At 60.6% G+C, this 16,049-nt stretch carries 15 protein-coding genes; 6 read left to right on the top strand and 9 right to left on the bottom strand.

Annotated features, from left to right (window positions below; translation table 11 throughout):
* The first annotated feature begins 23 nt into the window (after window positions 1-23).
* Window positions 24-1,337: a PQQ-dependent sugar dehydrogenase gene (locus L6D81_RS21815; RefSeq protein ID WP_236181886.1), complete on the top strand. Its 1,314-nt coding sequence runs from the start codon at window positions 24-26 to the stop codon at window positions 1,335-1,337.
* Between the two features lie 64 nt (window positions 1,338-1,401).
* On the opposite strand, the gene L6D81_RS21810 is transcribed toward L6D81_RS21815, so the two are convergent.
* The 5 genes from L6D81_RS21810 to L6D81_RS21790 form a co-directional block, all read right to left on the bottom strand.
* Entirely contained in the window at window positions 1,402-1,938 is a 537-nt protein-coding gene (locus L6D81_RS21810; RefSeq protein WP_236181885.1) for a C40 family peptidase, read from the bottom strand.
* A 218-nt stretch (window positions 1,939-2,156) separates the two neighbouring features.
* A complete protein-coding gene (locus tag L6D81_RS21805; protein WP_039769810.1) occupies window positions 2,157-2,777 on the bottom strand; it encodes a C40 family peptidase in 621 nt (206 codons plus the stop codon).
* Between the two features lie 214 nt (window positions 2,778-2,991).
* Entirely contained in the window at window positions 2,992-3,696 is a 705-nt protein-coding gene (gene hda, locus L6D81_RS21800; RefSeq protein WP_007950396.1) for a DnaA regulatory inactivator Hda, read from the bottom strand.
* Window positions 3,697-3,906: 210 nt separating this feature from the next.
* On the bottom strand, window positions 3,907-4,980 hold the full coding sequence (locus L6D81_RS21795; protein ID WP_236181884.1) for an AI-2E family transporter: 1,074 nt from the start codon (window positions 4,978-4,980) through the stop codon (window positions 3,907-3,909).
* A gap of 35 nt (window positions 4,981-5,015) precedes the next feature.
* A complete protein-coding gene (locus L6D81_RS21790) occupies window positions 5,016-6,074 on the bottom strand; it encodes a DUF2066 domain-containing protein (protein WP_236181883.1) in 1,059 nt (352 codons plus the stop codon).
* Between the two features lie 375 nt (window positions 6,075-6,449).
* Between L6D81_RS21790 and purM the strand changes: the two genes are divergently transcribed.
* From purM to L6D81_RS21775, 3 genes are read left to right on the top strand one after another with little or no spacing between them, the layout of a single operon-like run.
* Window positions 6,450-7,508 carry a phosphoribosylformylglycinamidine cyclo-ligase gene (gene purM / locus L6D81_RS21785; RefSeq protein ID WP_095667139.1) on the top strand — a complete coding sequence of 353 codons (1,059 nt, stop codon included), beginning with the start codon at window positions 6,450-6,452 and terminating at the stop codon, window positions 7,506-7,508.
* On the top strand, window positions 7,508-8,158 hold the full coding sequence (gene purN, locus L6D81_RS21780) for a phosphoribosylglycinamide formyltransferase (protein WP_236181882.1): 651 nt from the start codon (window positions 7,508-7,510) through the stop codon (window positions 8,156-8,158). Before purM ends, purN begins: the two co-directional genes overlap by 1 nt.
* Before the next feature lie 8 nt (window positions 8,159-8,166).
* Window positions 8,167-8,880, top strand: coding sequence for a DUF3108 domain-containing protein (locus tag L6D81_RS21775; protein ID WP_007950391.1), 714 nt, complete (start codon window positions 8,167-8,169; stop codon window positions 8,878-8,880).
* Between the two features lie 53 nt (window positions 8,881-8,933).
* Here L6D81_RS21775 and L6D81_RS21770 read toward each other — a convergent pair whose 3' ends face one another.
* Window positions 8,934-10,559: a methyl-accepting chemotaxis protein gene (locus L6D81_RS21770; RefSeq protein ID WP_236181881.1), complete on the bottom strand. Its 1,626-nt coding sequence runs from the start codon at window positions 10,557-10,559 to the stop codon at window positions 8,934-8,936.
* 130 nt (window positions 10,560-10,689) lie between these two features.
* On the bottom strand, window positions 10,690-11,745 hold the full coding sequence (locus L6D81_RS21765; protein WP_373874327.1) for an amidohydrolase family protein: 1,056 nt from the start codon (window positions 11,743-11,745) through the stop codon (window positions 10,690-10,692).
* 128 nt (window positions 11,746-11,873) lie between these two features.
* Here L6D81_RS21765 and L6D81_RS21760 point away from each other — a divergent pair, with 128 nt between their 5' ends.
* Entirely contained in the window at window positions 11,874-12,290 is a 417-nt protein-coding gene (locus tag L6D81_RS21760; RefSeq protein WP_236181879.1) for an OsmC family protein, read from the top strand.
* Between the two features lie 61 nt (window positions 12,291-12,351).
* Window positions 12,352-13,242 carry a pirin family protein gene (locus L6D81_RS21755; RefSeq protein ID WP_236181878.1) on the top strand — a complete coding sequence of 297 codons (891 nt, stop codon included), beginning with the start codon at window positions 12,352-12,354 and terminating at the stop codon, window positions 13,240-13,242.
* 41 nt (window positions 13,243-13,283) lie between these two features.
* Here the strand turns inward: L6D81_RS21755 and L6D81_RS21750 are convergent, their stop codons facing one another.
* Window positions 13,284-14,012 (bottom strand): dienelactone hydrolase family protein, encoded by a 729-nt coding sequence (locus tag L6D81_RS21750; protein WP_236181877.1) that lies wholly within the window; start codon window positions 14,010-14,012, stop codon window positions 13,284-13,286.
* Window positions 14,013-14,080: 68 nt separating this feature from the next.
* On the bottom strand, window positions 14,081-15,985 hold the full coding sequence (gene htpG / locus L6D81_RS21745; RefSeq protein ID WP_236181876.1) for a molecular chaperone HtpG: 1,905 nt from the start codon (window positions 15,983-15,985) through the stop codon (window positions 14,081-14,083).
* Window positions 15,986-16,049: the final 64 nt, after the last annotated feature.

The following is a 16,049-nucleotide window of genomic DNA, read 5'->3' as shown; positions in this document are numbered from 1 at the left end:
TGCATTCATAGGGAAGGTCAACAATGCGCAAAACCCCGTTCGTTTTCGTCATCGTGCTCGCCGGAGGGCTCACCGCCTGTGGTGAATCCTCCAGCCTGCAAGTCTCCGACGGCACTGGCCCGTCACCCAAACTGCCCGAACCGAACAAGACCCTGATCCCGACGGTGAACATCGCCCCGGCCGTTGGCTGGCCGGCTGGCGCCAAACCGACCACAGCGGCAGGCACACAGGTGGCAGCGTTTGCCGAGAATCTCGATCACCCGCGCTGGCTCTACGTATTACCCAATGGCGATGTGCTGGTGGCGGAAACCAACGCCCCGCCCAAACCAGACGACAGCAAGGGCATTCGCGGCTGGGTGCAGAAAAAAGTCGTGAGCCGAGCCGGCGCCGGTACTCCCAGCCCGAACCGCATCACCCTGCTGCGTGACGCCGATCATGACGGCGTAGCCGAAACCCGCACGGTATTTCTGCAAAACCTCAACTCGCCGTTCGGCATGACGCTGGTCGGCAACGACCTGTACGTCGCCGATACCGATCGCCTGTTGCGCTTTAATTACGAGCCCGGCGTGACCGAGATCAAGACCCAGCCGATCAAGGTTGTGGACCTGCCGGGCGGCACACTCAATCATCACTGGACCAAAAACGTCATCGCCAGCAAGGACGGCAGCAAGTTGTACGTCACCGTCGGCTCGAACAGCAATGTCGGCGAAAACGGTCTCGACCAGGAAGAAGGCCGTGCGGCAATCTGGGAAGTGGATCGCGCCACCGGCAACCACCGGATCTTCGCCTCGGGCATCCGCAACCCCAACGGCCTGGCCTGGGAGCCGCAAAGCGGTGCACTGTGGACGGCCGTCAACGAACGCGATGAGATTGGCAGCGATCTGGTCCCGGACTACATCACCTCGGTCAAGGACGGTGGTTTCTATGGCTGGCCGTTCAGCTACTACGGCCAACACATCGACGCGCGGGTGGAACCGCAGCGTCCAGACATGGTGGCCAAGGCCATCGCTCCGGACTACGCCGTCGGCCCGCACACCGCATCACTGGGCCTGACGTTCGCCGAAGGCAATCGCCTGCCGGCGCAGTTCAAGGAAGGCGCATTCATCGGCCAGCACGGCTCGTGGAACCGCAAACCGCACAGTGGCTACAAGGTGATCTTCGTCCCGTTTGTCGCTGGCAAACCGAGCGGAACACCGGTGGACGTGTTGACTGGCTTCCTCGACAAGGACGAAAACGCGCGGGGTCGCCCAGTTGGCGTGGTGATCGACCAGCAAGGCGCATTGCTGGTGGCGGATGATGTAGGCAACAAGGTATGGCGGGTGTCAGCGGCCCGCTAATGTGCTACAGGCGTAAAAAAACCCGTGGAAGCCATTGGCTCCCACGGGTTTTTATGTCTCTGGACTACGGGTTATGCGCCAGATGCTCTGGCTGCAGAACGCGCTTGGCGCTCAGATAGGCTTTTTGCCAATAGGCTTTCGAGAGACTGTCCAGCTTCACCGTGCCACCGGTGGCCGGCGCGTGAACGAAGCGCCCTTCCCCGACGTAGATTCCCGCATGGCTGACCTGTGAGCCGCCATTGGTGGCGAAGAAAATCAGGTCGCCGGTCTGCAGCCCTTCCTTGCCGACATTCGGCGCCTGCATGACGATCATCTCGCGGGTCGAACGCGGCAGGCTGATGCCGGCGGCATCGCGGTAGACGAAACCGATCAGGCCACTGCAATCGAAGCCCGAATCCGGCGTATTGCCGCCCCAGCGATAAGGCGTGCCGACCAGCCCGAGCGCGCGGAACAGCACGTCCTCGGCAACGGGCGAAAAGGTCTGGGAGGATCCGAACACGATCGGAGCGCGAACCATCGGCGCCGGCGGCGGAGTGCGGCTGGCGCAGGCGCTGAGCAGCGCGGCGAAGAACATCAGGGCAAAGCGGGCCGACATCGTCATATGCAGAACATCCTGATCTGGCTGAGGCTTTGACTGCCGATTCGACAGAAAACAAAACCGCCTGCGTTGGGACGCAGGCGGTTTGCCATCAATATAGATCAGGATTCTAGCGGCTACGCGGCAAACTTCAAGTAAGACTTTAACTTCACCTTGTAAAGTTTAGGTCTATTGCCTCTGAAAGGCCGCTTTGTCGCCACGAGCTGGCGACAAATGCGTGATTACTTGCGAGCGGTCACCACGGTCGGAGCGTTCGCCAAAGCGCGCTTGGCTTCGATGAAGGTCTTGCTCCAGTAGCTGTCGCCCAGGCTGTCGATGCGAACACCGCCGCTGCGACGAGAGCTGGAGTGGATGAACTGGTTGTCGCCCAGGTAGATCCCGGCGTGACTGACACGACCGCGACGACCATTGGTGGCGAAGAACAGCAGATCGCCCGGCTCGAGATTGCTGCGCGAAACCAGCGGCGCATCCACGTTGATCATTTCGCGGGTGGAGCGCGGCAGATTCATGCCGGCTTCTTCACGGAACAGATAGCCGATGAAACCGCTGCAATCGAAACCGGCTTCAGAGGTACCGCCGAAACGGTAACGGGTACCGATCAGGGACATGCCGCGTTCGAGAATGCTGTCGGCCAGAACCGGAAGCTGGTAAGGCTTCTTGCCATTGAAGTCGGCGAGTTCTTTTTCGGTGTCCAGCTCTTCCTGGTAAATAACGGAAGACTGGGCGGTGGCAGAATTTTTAACCTGCTGTTGCTGCTCTTGGTTAACAGGTGAATGAGCAGCGCAACCGAACAACAGGGTGACGAGTGCGAGAGGCACGAGGGGTGCGAAGCGCTTTAGCATGGGCACGACCGTGGCTGATAGTTGTAAAGAAGCCGAGACTATGCCCGCTATCAGCCTCATTTGCAAATTCAATCGATCTTTTTGTGACTTCTCGGTTTCTCGTTAACATCTAAGCGCTTAAGCCTATTTGAATCGAGACGCAGCCTGTGCAACCCACAGGAAAGCGGGTTTTCTGGCGCCTGAAATATGCCGAAACCGGCTGAAAGCCGCGGTTTTACCAGCCCAGGGTTTCTTTCAGGAAGGGAATGGTCAACTTGCGCTGAGCCTGCAAAGAGGCCTGATCGAGCTGCTCCAGCAGATCGAAAAGCGCACTCATGCTGCGGGTACCGCGAGTCAGAATAAAATGCCCGACCTCGTCGGTCAGGTGCAGACCACGACGGGATGCGCGCAATTGCAGGGCACGCAATTTGTCTTCATCGGAGAGAGGACGCATCTGGAAAATCAGCGCCAGGGTCAGGCGCGATTTCAGGTCGGCGAGTTTGATCGGCAGTTCACGCGGCGAAGTGGACGCCGCAATCAGCAGACGCCGACCGCTGTCACGCAGACGGTTGAACAGATGAAACATCGCCTCTTCCCAGTCCGCCTTGCCGGCAATCACCTGCAAGTCGTCCAGACAGACCAGTTCGTACTGTTCGAGGTTGTCGAGAATTTCGATGCCGCGATCCATCAACTCGGCCAGCGGCAGGTACACCGCCGGTTCACCCATCTGCTCGAAGCGCAGGCACGCGGCCTGCAACAGATGCGTACGCCCTACCCCATGCTTGCCCCACAGATAAATGAGGCTTTCGGTCCAGCCGGCGTCGGCTTCGCAGAGACGCTCGACATAGCCGAGTGCCGCGGCATTGGCGCCTGGGTAGTAATTGATGAAGGTGGCGTCGTCACGCAGACGCACACCTAGGGGCAGCTGAATCGGTTTCATGCTGACTGAACAGTTCCCGAGGAACCGTTAGTGGCCTCTGTGTAAAGTGAGCGAAGTTTATACCCGTGAAGCGGAGCGCACAATGCGACAGACCCCAAGCAAAATCAAAGGTTTGCGTTAACGGGCTGGTTTTATGACAGTTTCTTTGGCGCCATGGCCTGCATGAGACGGGCCAACCGGTGATCCCACCGGGCGGCCCGCGCTTCACAATTACAACTCCAGTTCATCCACCCCACTGTAGATGTCGGAATCCTTGTACAGATCGTGCACATGCCGCACCAGCACCATGATCACCGCCGCCACCGGCAGCGCCAGCAGCACACCGGTGAAGCCGAACAGCTCGCCACCGGCCAGAATCGCAAAGATCACCGCCACCGGGTGCAGACCGATCCGGTCCCCCACCAGCAGGGGCGTCAGCACCATGCCTTCCAGGGCCTGACCGACCATGAACACCGCGACGATCCCGATCATCGGATACAGATCGCCTCCAAACTGAAACAACCCGGCAATCAGCGCCGCGCCGATGCCGATCACAAACCCCATGTACGGCACAATCGCCGCCAGCCCTGCGATCAGGCCTATCAACAGACCCAGCTCCAGCCCGACAATCATCAGGCCCGCCGCATAGATCACACCCAAGCCGAGCATCACCAGCAACTGCCCGCGCACGAACGCGCCCAGCACTTCATGGCATTCACCCGCCAGGGCAACCAAACGCTCTTCGCGATCACGGGGCAACAGGCCACGGATCTTGGCCATCATCACGTCCCAGTCGCGCAGCAGGTAAAAGCTCACCACCGGGATCAGCACCAGATTCGCCAGCCAGCCGATCAGCGCCAGGCTTGAGGCCGTCGCCTGACTCAACACAACACTGACAATGTCAGTGGTTTGCCCCATGTGTTCGCTGATCGCGGCTTTGACCTTGTCGAATTTCCAGAAGCCGTCCGACAGCCCCAGCTTCGATTGCGCCCACGGCACAGCGGTGTGTTGCAACCAGTCGAGCATTTGCGGCGCCAGTTCGTAGAGCCGCAGCAATTGCCTGGCGAGCATCGGCACCAGCACCAGCAACAACGCGGTGACGATCAGAGTGAACAGGGCGAACACCGCGATCACACCCCAGGTGCGCGACAACCCCAGGCGCTCCAGACGATCGACGAGCGGATCGAACAGATAAGCGAGCAGCAGCGCCACCAGAAACGGCGTGAGGATCGGATGCAACAACCAGACAAACGCGCAAAGCAGGAGCACCCCACCGAGCCAGAACCAACGCCGCGTATCGCCCATGTAACACTCCATTGCTTATATATAAGAAAGAAAACCTACCAGCGGAACCGCAGGGACGGCGCCACCGGTGTCGGCGTCGGCGCAACGACTGGCGGCGCCCCGGCCACCGCAGGTTGCGGCGCAGCGACCGGAACCGGCGCCTCGGCCGGCAGTTCCTGCAGCTTCGCCAGCGACAATTGCGCTCGCAACTGATCGGCACTGCCGTTGACCCGATACAGGATGCGATCGGCATCGACACTTTGCAGACGCACGCCAAACGGTTCGAGTAATCGCAGCAGCGCCGCGTAATGCTCCAGATTCATGCCCTGCACCTCCAGGGTCTGCTGGCCGGACGCGCCCGGTTTGGCGACAAAGCGCGGCGCCAGACGCTCAGCGACCGCCAGCATCACCGCATCCGCCACGGCGGCCTGATCCGCGCCCTGCACGTTGCCGGCCTCTCTTTTATCGCCCAGCCACAATTGCCATTTGGCCTGCCACTGTCCGCCGTCTTCGCGGGCATGCACGGCGAGCAAGGCGTCGGCGCTGTAGCGTTCAGAAGCGTTGCGCAATGGCGCCGGGTCGGCACCTTCGAGTGTCGGCGCCGTGGCAACTAATTGCTCGCTCAAGTCCGCCAACGGCAGGCGCAACGGCAATCCACGGTGCTGCGCGGCGCGGCGCAACGGCGCGGCACTGGCCTGACCGTCACCCACCAGGCTTGAACCCTCGGTTGAATCATTCAGCCACCAGCTCAGGATCGAGGGCCGATTAGCGCCCCAGAGCGCCAGCCCGGCGCGGCGCAACGCCTGCTCGGTAGTTCCCGGGTCGAAATCGACTTTCAGCACTTCCGGTGGCCCGGCATCGAAACCGAACTGACTGATGATCTGCTGCGGATCCTTGCGAACCGGCGCCAGCCCCGGGTTCTGCGGGGCTTTCGGGTCGCCGGTCAGGCGCAGCACCAGCGTATCCAGCGCAGCCTGGGTAGCGCGATCACGCTCTTCCGGCGACTGGCCAGTGACCGGTTCGCGCACCTGATAAAGACCTTTGAGATTTTCGGCCTGAGTCGCCAGGCTGATCAGAGACAAACCACCCACTAACAGCAATTTACAAAAACGCATGGAGAATTCCCGTCGACAAGAGCGGCTGGAACAGGCCGCGTGAACCGTACTGCAAGCCTGTGACCACAGGCCGTCGCAAAACATTCACACGCGGGCGGTAAGTTTTTGCACAGTCCTAACGATAGACGGTTCCCTTATACAGGCACCCGTGATGTCACCTACAGCGTGAATTGCAAAAAATTTCGGCCGATATGCCCCTGCCCGTCGGCGTGAGGATGGCCGCTGCCCCTCAAGCCTGATAAAATCGCGCGCCTTCGCAGACCGGCAACAGCCGGGCACCCCGAACTTCGCGTGAGGCAATCGCCCCTGTCGGATTCGGCGCTCCCGCTGAACTCGGTCGTTACCCCTGAATCCCCTCCCCTAAAGGCCTGGATCATGAGCAAGCAACCCTCCCTGAGCTACAAGGACGCCGGTGTAGACATCGACGCCGGTGAAGCATTGGTCGAACGCATCAAGAGCGTCGCCAAGCGCACTGCGCGCCCGGAAGTCATGGGCGGCCTGGGCGGTTTCGGCGCCCTCTGCGAGATCCCGGCCGGCTACAAGCAACCGGTGCTGGTTTCCGGTACTGATGGCGTCGGCACCAAGCTGCGCCTGGCGCTGAACCTGAACAAGCACGACAGCATCGGCCAGGATCTGGTCGCCATGTGCGTCAACGATCTGGTGGTGTGCGGCGCCGAGCCGCTGTTCTTCCTCGACTACTACGCCACCGGCAAGCTGAACGTCGACGTGGCCGCCACCGTGGTCACCGGTATCGGTGCAGGCTGCGAACTGGCTGGCTGCTCGCTGGTCGGCGGCGAAACCGCCGAAATGCCTGGCATGTACGAAGGCGAAGATTACGACCTGGCCGGCTTCTGCGTCGGCGTCGTGGAAAAAGCCGACATCATCGACGGCTCGAAAGTCGCCACCGGTGACGCCCTGATCGCCCTGCCATCGTCCGGCCCGCACTCCAACGGCTACTCGCTGATCCGCAAGATCATCGAAGTCTCCGGTGCCGACATCGAAACCGTCCAGCTTGATGGCAAGCCGCTGACCGAACTGCTGATGGCCCCGACCCGCATCTATGTGAAGCCGCTGCTCAAGCTGATCAAGGACACCGGCGCCGTCAAGGCCATGGCCCACATCACCGGTGGCGGCCTGCTGGACAACATTCCGCGCGTTCTGCCAAAAGGCGCTCAAGCGGTGGTTGACGTGGCCAGCTGGACTCGCCCGGCCGTCTTCGACTGGCTGCAAGAGAAAGGCAACGTCGACGAAACCGAAATGCACCGCGTGCTGAACTGCGGCGTGGGCATGGTGATCTGCGTGGCTCAGGAACACGTTGAAGTGGCCCTGAATACTCTGCGTGACGCCGGCGAGCAGCCTTGGGTCATCGGTCAGATCGCTGCCGCTGCCGAAGGCGCGGCTCAGGTCGAACTGAAGAACCTCAAGGCTCACTGATGCCAAACACCTGTGATGTCGTGGTGCTGCTGTCCGGCACCGGCAGTAACTTGCAGGCCCTGATCGACAGCACGCGGACCGGCGACAGCCCGGTCCGCATCGCTGCGGTGATTTCCAACCGCGCCGACGCCTACGGCCTGCAACGCGCCAGTGACGCGGGTATCGCCACCCGCTCGCTGGATCACAAGGGATTCGAGGGCCGCGAGGCCTTCGATACCGCTCTGATCGAACTGATCGACGAATTCAACCCCAAACTCGTGGTACTGGCCGGCTTCATGCGCATTCTCAGCGCTGACTTCGTCCGTCACTACCAGGGTCGCCTGCTCAACATCCACCCGTCGCTGCTACCCAAATACAAAGGGTTACACACTCATCAGCGCGCGCTGGAGGCCGGCGACGCCGAACACGGCTGCTCCGTGCACTTCGTCACCGAGGAACTCGATGGCGGGCCACTGGTCGTACAGGCAGTAATCCCGGTAGAGTTGCACGATTCGCCGCAAAGTCTGGCGCAGCGGGTTCACGCTCAGGAACACCTGATCTACCCGATGGCCGTACGCTGGTTCGCCGAAGGACGGCTGAGCCTCGGCGAGCAAGGTGCTTTACTGGATGGCCAGTTACTCGGGGCCAGCGGTCACTTGATTCGAAACTAGGAGATTTTATGCGTCGCGCCCTGCTCTTCGCTTGCGCTCTGCTCGCCCTGCCTTTTGCCCAGGCGGCAGACCTTCAACCGTTCTCCGCCAGCTACACCGCCGACTGGAAACAGCTGCCCATGAGCGGCACCGCCGAACGCAGTCTGACCAAACAAGCCAACGGCGTCTGGAAGCTCAGCTTCAAGGCCTCGATGATGATTGCCAGCCTGTCCGAGGAAAGCACCCTGACTCTGGACAAGGACACCCTGCTGCCACAGTCCTACCACTTCGAACGCGGTGGTCTGGGCAAGGCGAAAAAAGCTGACCTGGACTTCGACTGGGCCAACAAGCTGGTGACCGGCACCGACCGCGGCGACGCGGTGAAAATCCCGCTCAACCGCGGCATGGTCGACAAATCCACCTATCAACTGGCGCTGCAGCATGACGTGGCCGCCGGCAAGAAAAGCATGAGCTATCAGGTGGTCGATGATGGCGAAGTCGATACCTACGACTTCCGCGTGCTGGGTTCGGAGAAAGTCGAAACCAAGGCCGGCCAGATCGATGCGATCAAGGTCGAACGCGTCCGCGATCCGACACAAAGCAAGCGCATCACTGTCCTGTGGTTCGCCAAGGACTGGGATTACCTGCTGGTCCGCCTGCAACAGGTCGAAACCGACGGCAAGGAGTACAACATCATGCTCCTCGACGGCACGGTCAACGGCAAAACGGTCAAAGGCAGCTGATTCAACGAAAAGCCCCGCAAACGCGGGGCTTTTTTTCGCCTGTCGGACGGCGATCAAACCGAGAACCTGGCCACCATGCTGTTCAGGTCCACCGCCAGCCGCGACAGCTCCTGACTCGCGGCGCTGGTCTGATTGGCACCGGCCGACGTCTGCATCGCCAGGTCACGGATGTTCATCAGGTTGCGATCGACTTCCCGCGCCACGGCGGCCTGCTCTTCCGACGCACTGGCGATCACCAGATTGCGCTCATTGATCAAGGTGAATGCCGAAGCGATTTCCTCCAGCGCCACGCCGGCGGCCTTCGCCAGCTCCAGGGTCGAGCGCGCTCGGACGTTGCTTTGCTGCATCGAGCTGACCGCCGAATCGGTGCCCTGCTGAATGCCGCCGATCATCTGCTCGATCTCCTGGGTTGACTGCTGAGTGCGATGAGCCAGCGCCCGCACCTCATCCGCCACCACCGCAAAACCGCGTCCGGCATCCCCCGCCCGCGCCGCCTCGATCGCCGCGTTCAACGCCAGCAGATTGGTCTGTTCGGCAATTGAGCGGATCACATCCAGCACCTTGCTGATGCTGTAGACCTTCTGCGCCAGATCCTCCACCTGCGTGGCATTGGCAGTGACATCGTCCGCCAGCAGCTCGATGGACGACACGGTCTGCTGCACCTGCTCGCGGCCATGCTGGGCAATGCGGTCAGACTCACGGGAAGCCTCGGACGTCGCGACGGCATTGCTCGCCACCTCCTCCACGGCGGCGGTCATCTGATTGACTGCCGTGGCGGCCTGTTCGATTTCCAGGCTCTGCTGGTGCAGCCCCCGCGTCGCGTCCTCGGTGACGCAGCTCAACTCTTCCGAGGCCGAAGCCAGTTGACTGGAGGACTCCGAGATCTGGCGGATGGTGTCCCGCAAGTTGTGCTGCATGCTTTTGAGCGCATGCAGCAGACGCGCCGGTTCGTCCTTGCCGGAAATGCTGATATCCCCGGTCAGATCGCCACCGGCCACCACTTGCGCGACATTGAGCGATTGCGACAGCGGCAGCACGATGCTGCGGGTCAGCAACAACGCCAGCGCGATGGTAATCAGCGCAGTGATGCCGATCATCACCCCGACCCACACCCGCGAGTTGGTGAACACCAGCCGTGCGGCCTCTGTGGCGAGGTTGGCGTTGTGCTTGTTCAACTCGACCAGCTCACGCAGGGTCACTGCAATTTCATCCGCCAGCGGGCTCATCTGCCCGTTGAGAATGGCGGCCGCCTCTTCCACTCGTCCCTGAGCAGACAACGTCATCACCTGCGCCTGCAGTTCCAGGTACTTGTGTTCGGCAACCCTGAAGCGGTCGAACAACGCACGCTCTTCAGGCAGTACGATCAACACGTCATAGCGCTGCTGGGCCTCACTCAAGACACCGCGCAACTCATTGAGCTTGGCCACGTTCTGGTCCAGCGCCTGTGGATCGCGATTGAGCAACAGGCGCATGGTCAACGCGCGCAGGCGCAACATGTCCTGGCTCATCTCGCTCACCGCCATCACACTGGGCAGCCAGTTATTGTCGACCTCGTCGGATTGCGCGCGCATGTTCGCCATCTGCAGCAGGGCGAACGCCCCAAGGGCAAACACCATCAGCGCCAGCACGCCAAAACCCAGCCCGGCCCGGGGCGCAATATTGAGACTACGGATACTCATTGCTCTGGTTCCTTCCAAAAGCGCTGCATCAACCCTGCAGCTGGTTGCTCTAGAAGGTATCGGCCCTTTGGAAAAATGCGTAAGACCAAAACGTGATATCAAATAGCCTTGATACTTCGAACCTACAGCATTAACGATTCAGCGCGGTTTTCTCGGACTTGAGCGATGTTCGCGGCAGGATCGCGAGAAAGTTGTCCCGTGCGACTTTTTTAGCGACCGCCTCGGGCAAGGCGTCGAGAAACGGCTTGAAACCGTGGATTTCCTTGCCGAGTTTATTGAATCGCCCGACCACGTCCGAACCGATCATGAAGCGATCCGGGTAGCGCTCCACCAGTTGCACCCACTCCGCCCGCGGCTGACCCTTTTCGTCCAGCAGATAAGGCGTCAGCAGGCTCCACGACAGATCGATGAACAGGTTCGGATACGCATCCAGCATTCGCGTAAGGGTCGGCAGCAGAAAATCCAGCTGCGTTTGATGACGATGGATTTCGGCGCTGGTGCCGGCATGCGCCCAGATGAACCGCGTGTGCGGATGATTACGCAGCGGCTCTTCGATTTCCTTCAGGTACAGCGGATTCTTCTCACGCTTGGAAGTGATGTTGGAATGCAGCATCACTGGCAGATCGTTTTCGGCGGCCAGGTGATAGATGCGGGTCATGGCTTCGTTGTTGGCGCGTGGCGTGTCGCCGGAGGTCAGTGCCGTAAGGTCGTCGTGACGGGTGAAGACCTCGCCGATGCCCTGCCACAAGCCAGGATACAGATCGAGCATGCGCTGGATATGCGCAGCGGAGTTTTTGTCGTTGGGGTTGAAGCCTGAAAGAAACGGGTGAAAGGACTGACGTTGCTCCGGCGTCAGCTTTTGCACAGCGTCGGCGACAATCACGTCAGTCGCGCTGTACCAATAGGCATCGGCGTCATCGCCGGCGTAATAACGCGGACGCTTCGGCTCGTCTTCATGCCACTTCTTCGCCACGGGAATGCCGGAAATCATCACATGCTCGATGGCATTTTCCTTCATGGCGGTCAGCAATTTCGGCATGCCGGCGGTTTCCTGGAAAAAATCCACGTAATGCAGGTGCGCATCACTGTAGGTGTATTCCCGGGCAGTGGCGGCATTGGTGAAAACCACCAGCCAGGCAAGGCTCAAACGAAACAAGGACACAAGCATTCTCCGGCAGACAGGCATAGCCTAGACCCTCGCCGGGCAACGAGGGTTCACCCGGCGAGAAAGTGGAACGCGCCTGTGTGGGAATGCTCTATACCTGCAAGGTCTTTTTTGATCGAATCCCTTTTCCTGTCGCTTGCGAGGTTCACATGACCGTTACCGTCAATACCGTGTCCGCCGAAGGTTTTCGCCACACCGTACAGATCGATGAGCATGAACTGTTCGCCGATGTCCCGACCACTGCCGGCGGCGAAGGCTCGGCTCCGGAGCCGCACGATTACTTCGACGCCGCCCTCGGCGCCTGCAAGGCCCTGACCCTGAAGCTGTACGCGAAAAAGAAAGAGATTCCGCTGACCGGCGTCGGCGTTGAGGTCAAACGCGACAACAGCGAGGAGCAGAAAGGCAAGTATGCCCTGCACGTAACCCTTACCCTCAAGGGCGTGCTCACCGATGCCCAGCGCGAAGAACTGCTGCGCGTGGCCGATCGCTGCCCGATCCACAAGCTGATGACTACCAGCGAAGTCACTATCGAAACCCACGCCCCCGTCGGCTTCGACAGCCAGTAATCACCCCGACGACACTGGCGGGTTATGCTCCACGCATCACCCGCCCAGCCTGGAATGGACCATGGACACCCAACCCCTGATCATCCGCCCGCGCGCCGAAGACGTCGAAGGCCAGCCGATCCTGCGCCCGCTGCCGTCAGCCAAATGCCGCAGCGTCGGGCCTTTCGTGTTTTTCGACCACATGCTCGAAACGGTTTATCCCGCCGGTAAAGGCATGAACATCCGACAGCACCCGCACATCGGTCTGTCGACCCTCACGTATTTGTTCGACGGGCAGATCCAGCACAAGGACAGCCTGGGTTCGGATCAGGTGGTCAGCGCCGGCGATGTCAGCTGGATGACCGCCGGCACGGCGATCGCTCACGTCGAGCGCACGCCCGAACCGTTGTGGGAACAAAGCTTCAAGATGCACGGCTTGCAAATCTGGCTCGCCTCGCCCAAAGAGCACGAACAAGGCCCGGGGCATTACAGTCACCATCCAGCCTCAACCTTGCCGGTCAGCGATAACCTCGGCGTGCAGATCCGCATGATCGCCGGGTCAGGCTTTTGCCTGGAATCACCGGTGCCGGTGCTTTCTCCTACGCTGTATGCCGAACTGAAGATGCAAACCGCGACCACACTGCTGATCCCGACCGAACATGAAGAGCGGGCGCTGTACGTGTTGAGCGGCGATGTGCAGTTGAATGGCGAAACGATTGAGCCGCATGCGCTGGTGGTGTTGCCGGCCGGGGAAGAGATGAGCCTGTTCGCCGAGAGCGACAGCCACGCCGTGTTGTTCGGCGGTGCGCCACTGGACGGGCCACGGCGGATCAACTGGAATTTTGTCGCGAGCGATCCGGCAGCAATCGATGAGGCGCGACGCAAGTGGGCGGCCGGGGATTGGCCGACAGTGCCAGGGGAAGTGGAGCGGATCGAGCTGCCCAAATCGCGCAGCGAACCGACACCGTTGTAAACGAGAACTCCCACGTTTGGCGTGGGAGTACTTTCAGTCGATCAGCCGTTGAACACTTCTTCCAGCAAGTCATGCATCGACTTGAACGCCCGCGCTGCGGTCTTCGCGTCGTACATCATCTTGCCCGGCACATTGGCGTGCGGATCAGTGAACGAGTGCACCGCGCCGCCATAGCTCAGCAACTGCCAGTCCACACCGGCGGCGTTCATCTCGTCTTCAAATGCCGGCAACTGCTCTTTCGGCACCAGCGGATCCAACGCGCCGTGCAGCACCAGCACCGAGCCCTTGATGTTCTTCGCGTCCGCCGGGTTCGGGGAATCCAGTGTGCCGTGGAACGACACCGCCGCTTTCACCGGGGCACCGGTGCGGGCCAGGTCCAGCGCACAGCAGCCGCCGAAGCAGAAGCCGAACACCGCCAGTTTCGAGGCATCGACCGCCACCTCGCCCTGCTTCTGCAATTGCTCGAATGCGGCCTGCAGACGCTTGCGCAGCAGCGCACGGTCGTCCTTCAGTGGCATCATCGCCGCGCCGGCCTGATCGGCATTCTGCGGACGCACGGCCTGACCGTACACGTCAGCGATCAGCACCACATAACCCTTGGCCGCCACCGATCTGGCGATCTCTTCAGCGCCAGCGCTGACACCCATCCAGTCCGGCGCCATCAGCAGGCCCGGACGCGCACCTGTGTGCTCGGCGTCGAACGCCAGGCGACCTTCATAAGGCTGGCCGTCAATCTGATAGACCACGGAACGTACAGTGACTTGGCTCATTTCTGACTCCTGATTGATTGAACACCAGAATGAAAAAACCCGCCGAAGCGGGTTTTTCTACAGCTTGATCAGGCCGACAGCTCGACCAGCAGCTTGTTCAGACGGGTCACGTAAGCGGCCGGGTCTTTCAAGCTGTCGCCAGCCGCCAGGGCGGCCTGGTCGAAGAGGATGTGCGACAGGTCGCTGAAGCGATCTTCGCTGGCCTCGTTGTCGAGCTTCTCGATCAACGGGTGGCTCGGGTTGAATTCGAAGATCGGCTTCGAATCCGGCACCTTCTGCCCGCTGGCCTCGAGGATCTGACGCATTTGCAGACCCAGGTCCTGCTCGCCAATGGCCAGAATGGCCGGCGAATCGGTCAGGCGATGGGAAACCCGGACTTCGGCAACGGAATCGCCCAGTGCGGTTTTCAGACGCTCGACCAGACCTTCTTTCGACTTGGCGACTTCTTCTGCGGCCTTTTTGTCCTCTTCCGAGTCCAGGTTGCCCAGGTCCAGGTCACCGCGCGCGACGTCGACAAACGTCTTGCCGTCGAACTCGCTGAGGTAGCTCATCAGCCACTCGTCGATGCGATCGGTCAGCAGCAGTACTTCGATGCCTTTCTTGCGGAAGACTTCCAGGTGCGGGCTGTTCTTGACCTGCGCGTAGGTTTCGCCGGTGAGGTAGTAGATCTTGTCCTGGCCTTCCTTGGCGCGCGCCAGGTACTCGGCCAGACCGACGATCTGCTCGCCGTCGGTGCCGTTGGTCGACGCGAAACGCAGCAGACCGGCAATTTTTTCCTTGTTGGCGAAATCTTCTGCCGGGCCTTCTTTCATGACCTGACCGAAGTTTTTCCAGAAGCCTTTGTATTGCTCAGGCTCGTTTTTCGCCAGTTTTTCCAGCATGTCCAGCACGCGCTTGGTCAGCGCCGACTTCATCGAGTCAATGATCGGGTCTTTCTGCAGGATTTCCCGCGACACGTTCAGCGACAGGTCGTTGGAGTCGACCACGCCTTTGATGAAACGCAGGTACAGCGGCAGGAACGACTCGGCCTGATCCATCACGAACACGCGCTGTACGTACAGCTTCAGGCCTTTCGGCGCTTCACGCTGGTACAGATCGAACGGTGCGCGGGCCGGCACGTACAGCAGCGAGCTGTACTCGAGCTTGCCTTCGACCTTGTTGTGGCTCCACGACAGCGGATTTTCGAAGTCGTGGGCGATGTGTTTGTAGAACTCCTGGTATTCCTCGTCCTTCACTTCGGTGCGAGGGCGGGTCCACAGGGCGCTGGCGCGGTTGACGGTTTCCCATTCAACTTCAGGCTTCTCTTCGCCTTCGGCAGCGGCCACTTCTTTCGGCAGCTCGATCGGCAGCGCGATGTGGTCGGAGTACTTCTTGATGATGTTGCGCAGGCGCCAGCCATCGGCAAACTCGTCTTCACCGGCTTTCAGGTGCAGGACGATGCGGGTGCCACGTTCCGGTTTGTCGAGGGTGGCGACTTCGAATTCGCCCTCGCCTTTCGACGACCAGTGCACGCCTTCGCTGGCAGCGGTGCCGGCGCGACGGCTGTACACGTCAACCTGGTCGGCAACGATGAATGCGGAGTAGAAACCCACACCGAACTGACCGATCAGGTGCGAATCCTTCTTCTGATCGCCGGACAGGTTTTTCATGAAATCGGCGGTGCCGGATTTGGCGATGGTACCCAGGTGGGTGATCACATCGTCACGGTTCATGCCGATGCCGTTGTCTTCGAGGGTGACGGTCTTGGCGTCCTTGTCGAAGCTCACACGGATTTTCAGTTCAGCGCCACCTTCGAGCAACTCAGGCTTGGCCAGGGCTTCGAAGCGCAATTTGTCGACGGCGTCAGAGGCGTTCGAGATCAATTCGCGAAGGAAGATTTCCTTGTTGGAATACAGCGAATGGATCATGAGGTGCAGCAGTTGCTTCACCTCGGTCTGGAAGCCCAGGGTTTCCTTTTGAGTTTCCACACTCATGGTCATCAAACTCCAATCAGATGGCATTGGCCGCGACCTTGCCGGTCGGCGGCGGGTTGTTCTG

The organism is Pseudomonas sputi, from assembly GCF_021603585.1.
In the GTDB taxonomy this organism is placed as follows: domain Bacteria; phylum Pseudomonadota; class Gammaproteobacteria; order Pseudomonadales; family Pseudomonadaceae; genus Aquipseudomonas; species Aquipseudomonas sputi.
Note: the sequence above shows the minus strand (reverse complement) of the source record. Positions and strands in the feature narration are given on the sequence as shown.

What these genes read in the sequence shown, in the direction of transcription:
- L6D81_RS21815 (WP_236181886.1), top strand. Translation starts at nt 24, where the DNA reads ATGCGCAAAACCCCGTTCGTTTTCGTCATCGTGCTCGCCGGAGGGCTC.
- L6D81_RS21810 (WP_236181885.1), bottom strand. Translation starts at nt 1,938, where the DNA reads ATGACGATGTCGGCCCGCTTTGCCCTGATGTTCTTCGCCGCGCTGCTC.
- L6D81_RS21805 (WP_039769810.1), bottom strand. Translation starts at nt 2,777, where the DNA reads ATGCTAAAGCGCTTCGCACCCCTCGTGCCTCTCGCACTCGTCACCCTG.
- hda (WP_007950396.1), bottom strand. Translation starts at nt 3,696, where the DNA reads ATGAAACCGATTCAGCTGCCCCTAGGTGTGCGTCTGCGTGACGACGCC.
- L6D81_RS21795 (WP_236181884.1), bottom strand. Translation starts at nt 4,980, where the DNA reads ATGGGCGATACGCGGCGTTGGTTCTGGCTCGGTGGGGTGCTCCTGCTT.
- L6D81_RS21790 (WP_236181883.1), bottom strand. Translation starts at nt 6,074, where the DNA reads ATGCGTTTTTGTAAATTGCTGTTAGTGGGTGGTTTGTCTCTGATCAGC.
- purM (WP_095667139.1), top strand. Translation starts at nt 6,450, where the DNA reads ATGAGCAAGCAACCCTCCCTGAGCTACAAGGACGCCGGTGTAGACATC.
- purN (WP_236181882.1), top strand. Translation starts at nt 7,508, where the DNA reads ATGCCAAACACCTGTGATGTCGTGGTGCTGCTGTCCGGCACCGGCAGT.
- L6D81_RS21775 (WP_007950391.1), top strand. Translation starts at nt 8,167, where the DNA reads ATGCGTCGCGCCCTGCTCTTCGCTTGCGCTCTGCTCGCCCTGCCTTTT.
- L6D81_RS21770 (WP_236181881.1), bottom strand. Translation starts at nt 10,559, where the DNA reads ATGAGTATCCGTAGTCTCAATATTGCGCCCCGGGCCGGGCTGGGTTTT.
- L6D81_RS21765 (WP_373874327.1), bottom strand. Translation starts at nt 11,745, where the DNA reads ATGCCTGTCTGCCGGAGAATGCTTGTGTCCTTGTTTCGTTTGAGCCTT.
- L6D81_RS21760 (WP_236181879.1), top strand. Translation starts at nt 11,874, where the DNA reads ATGACCGTTACCGTCAATACCGTGTCCGCCGAAGGTTTTCGCCACACC.
- L6D81_RS21755 (WP_236181878.1), top strand. Translation starts at nt 12,352, where the DNA reads ATGGACACCCAACCCCTGATCATCCGCCCGCGCGCCGAAGACGTCGAA.
- L6D81_RS21750 (WP_236181877.1), bottom strand. Translation starts at nt 14,012, where the DNA reads ATGAGCCAAGTCACTGTACGTTCCGTGGTCTATCAGATTGACGGCCAG.
- htpG (WP_236181876.1), bottom strand. Translation starts at nt 15,985, where the DNA reads ATGAGTGTGGAAACTCAAAAGGAAACCCTGGGCTTCCAGACCGAGGTG.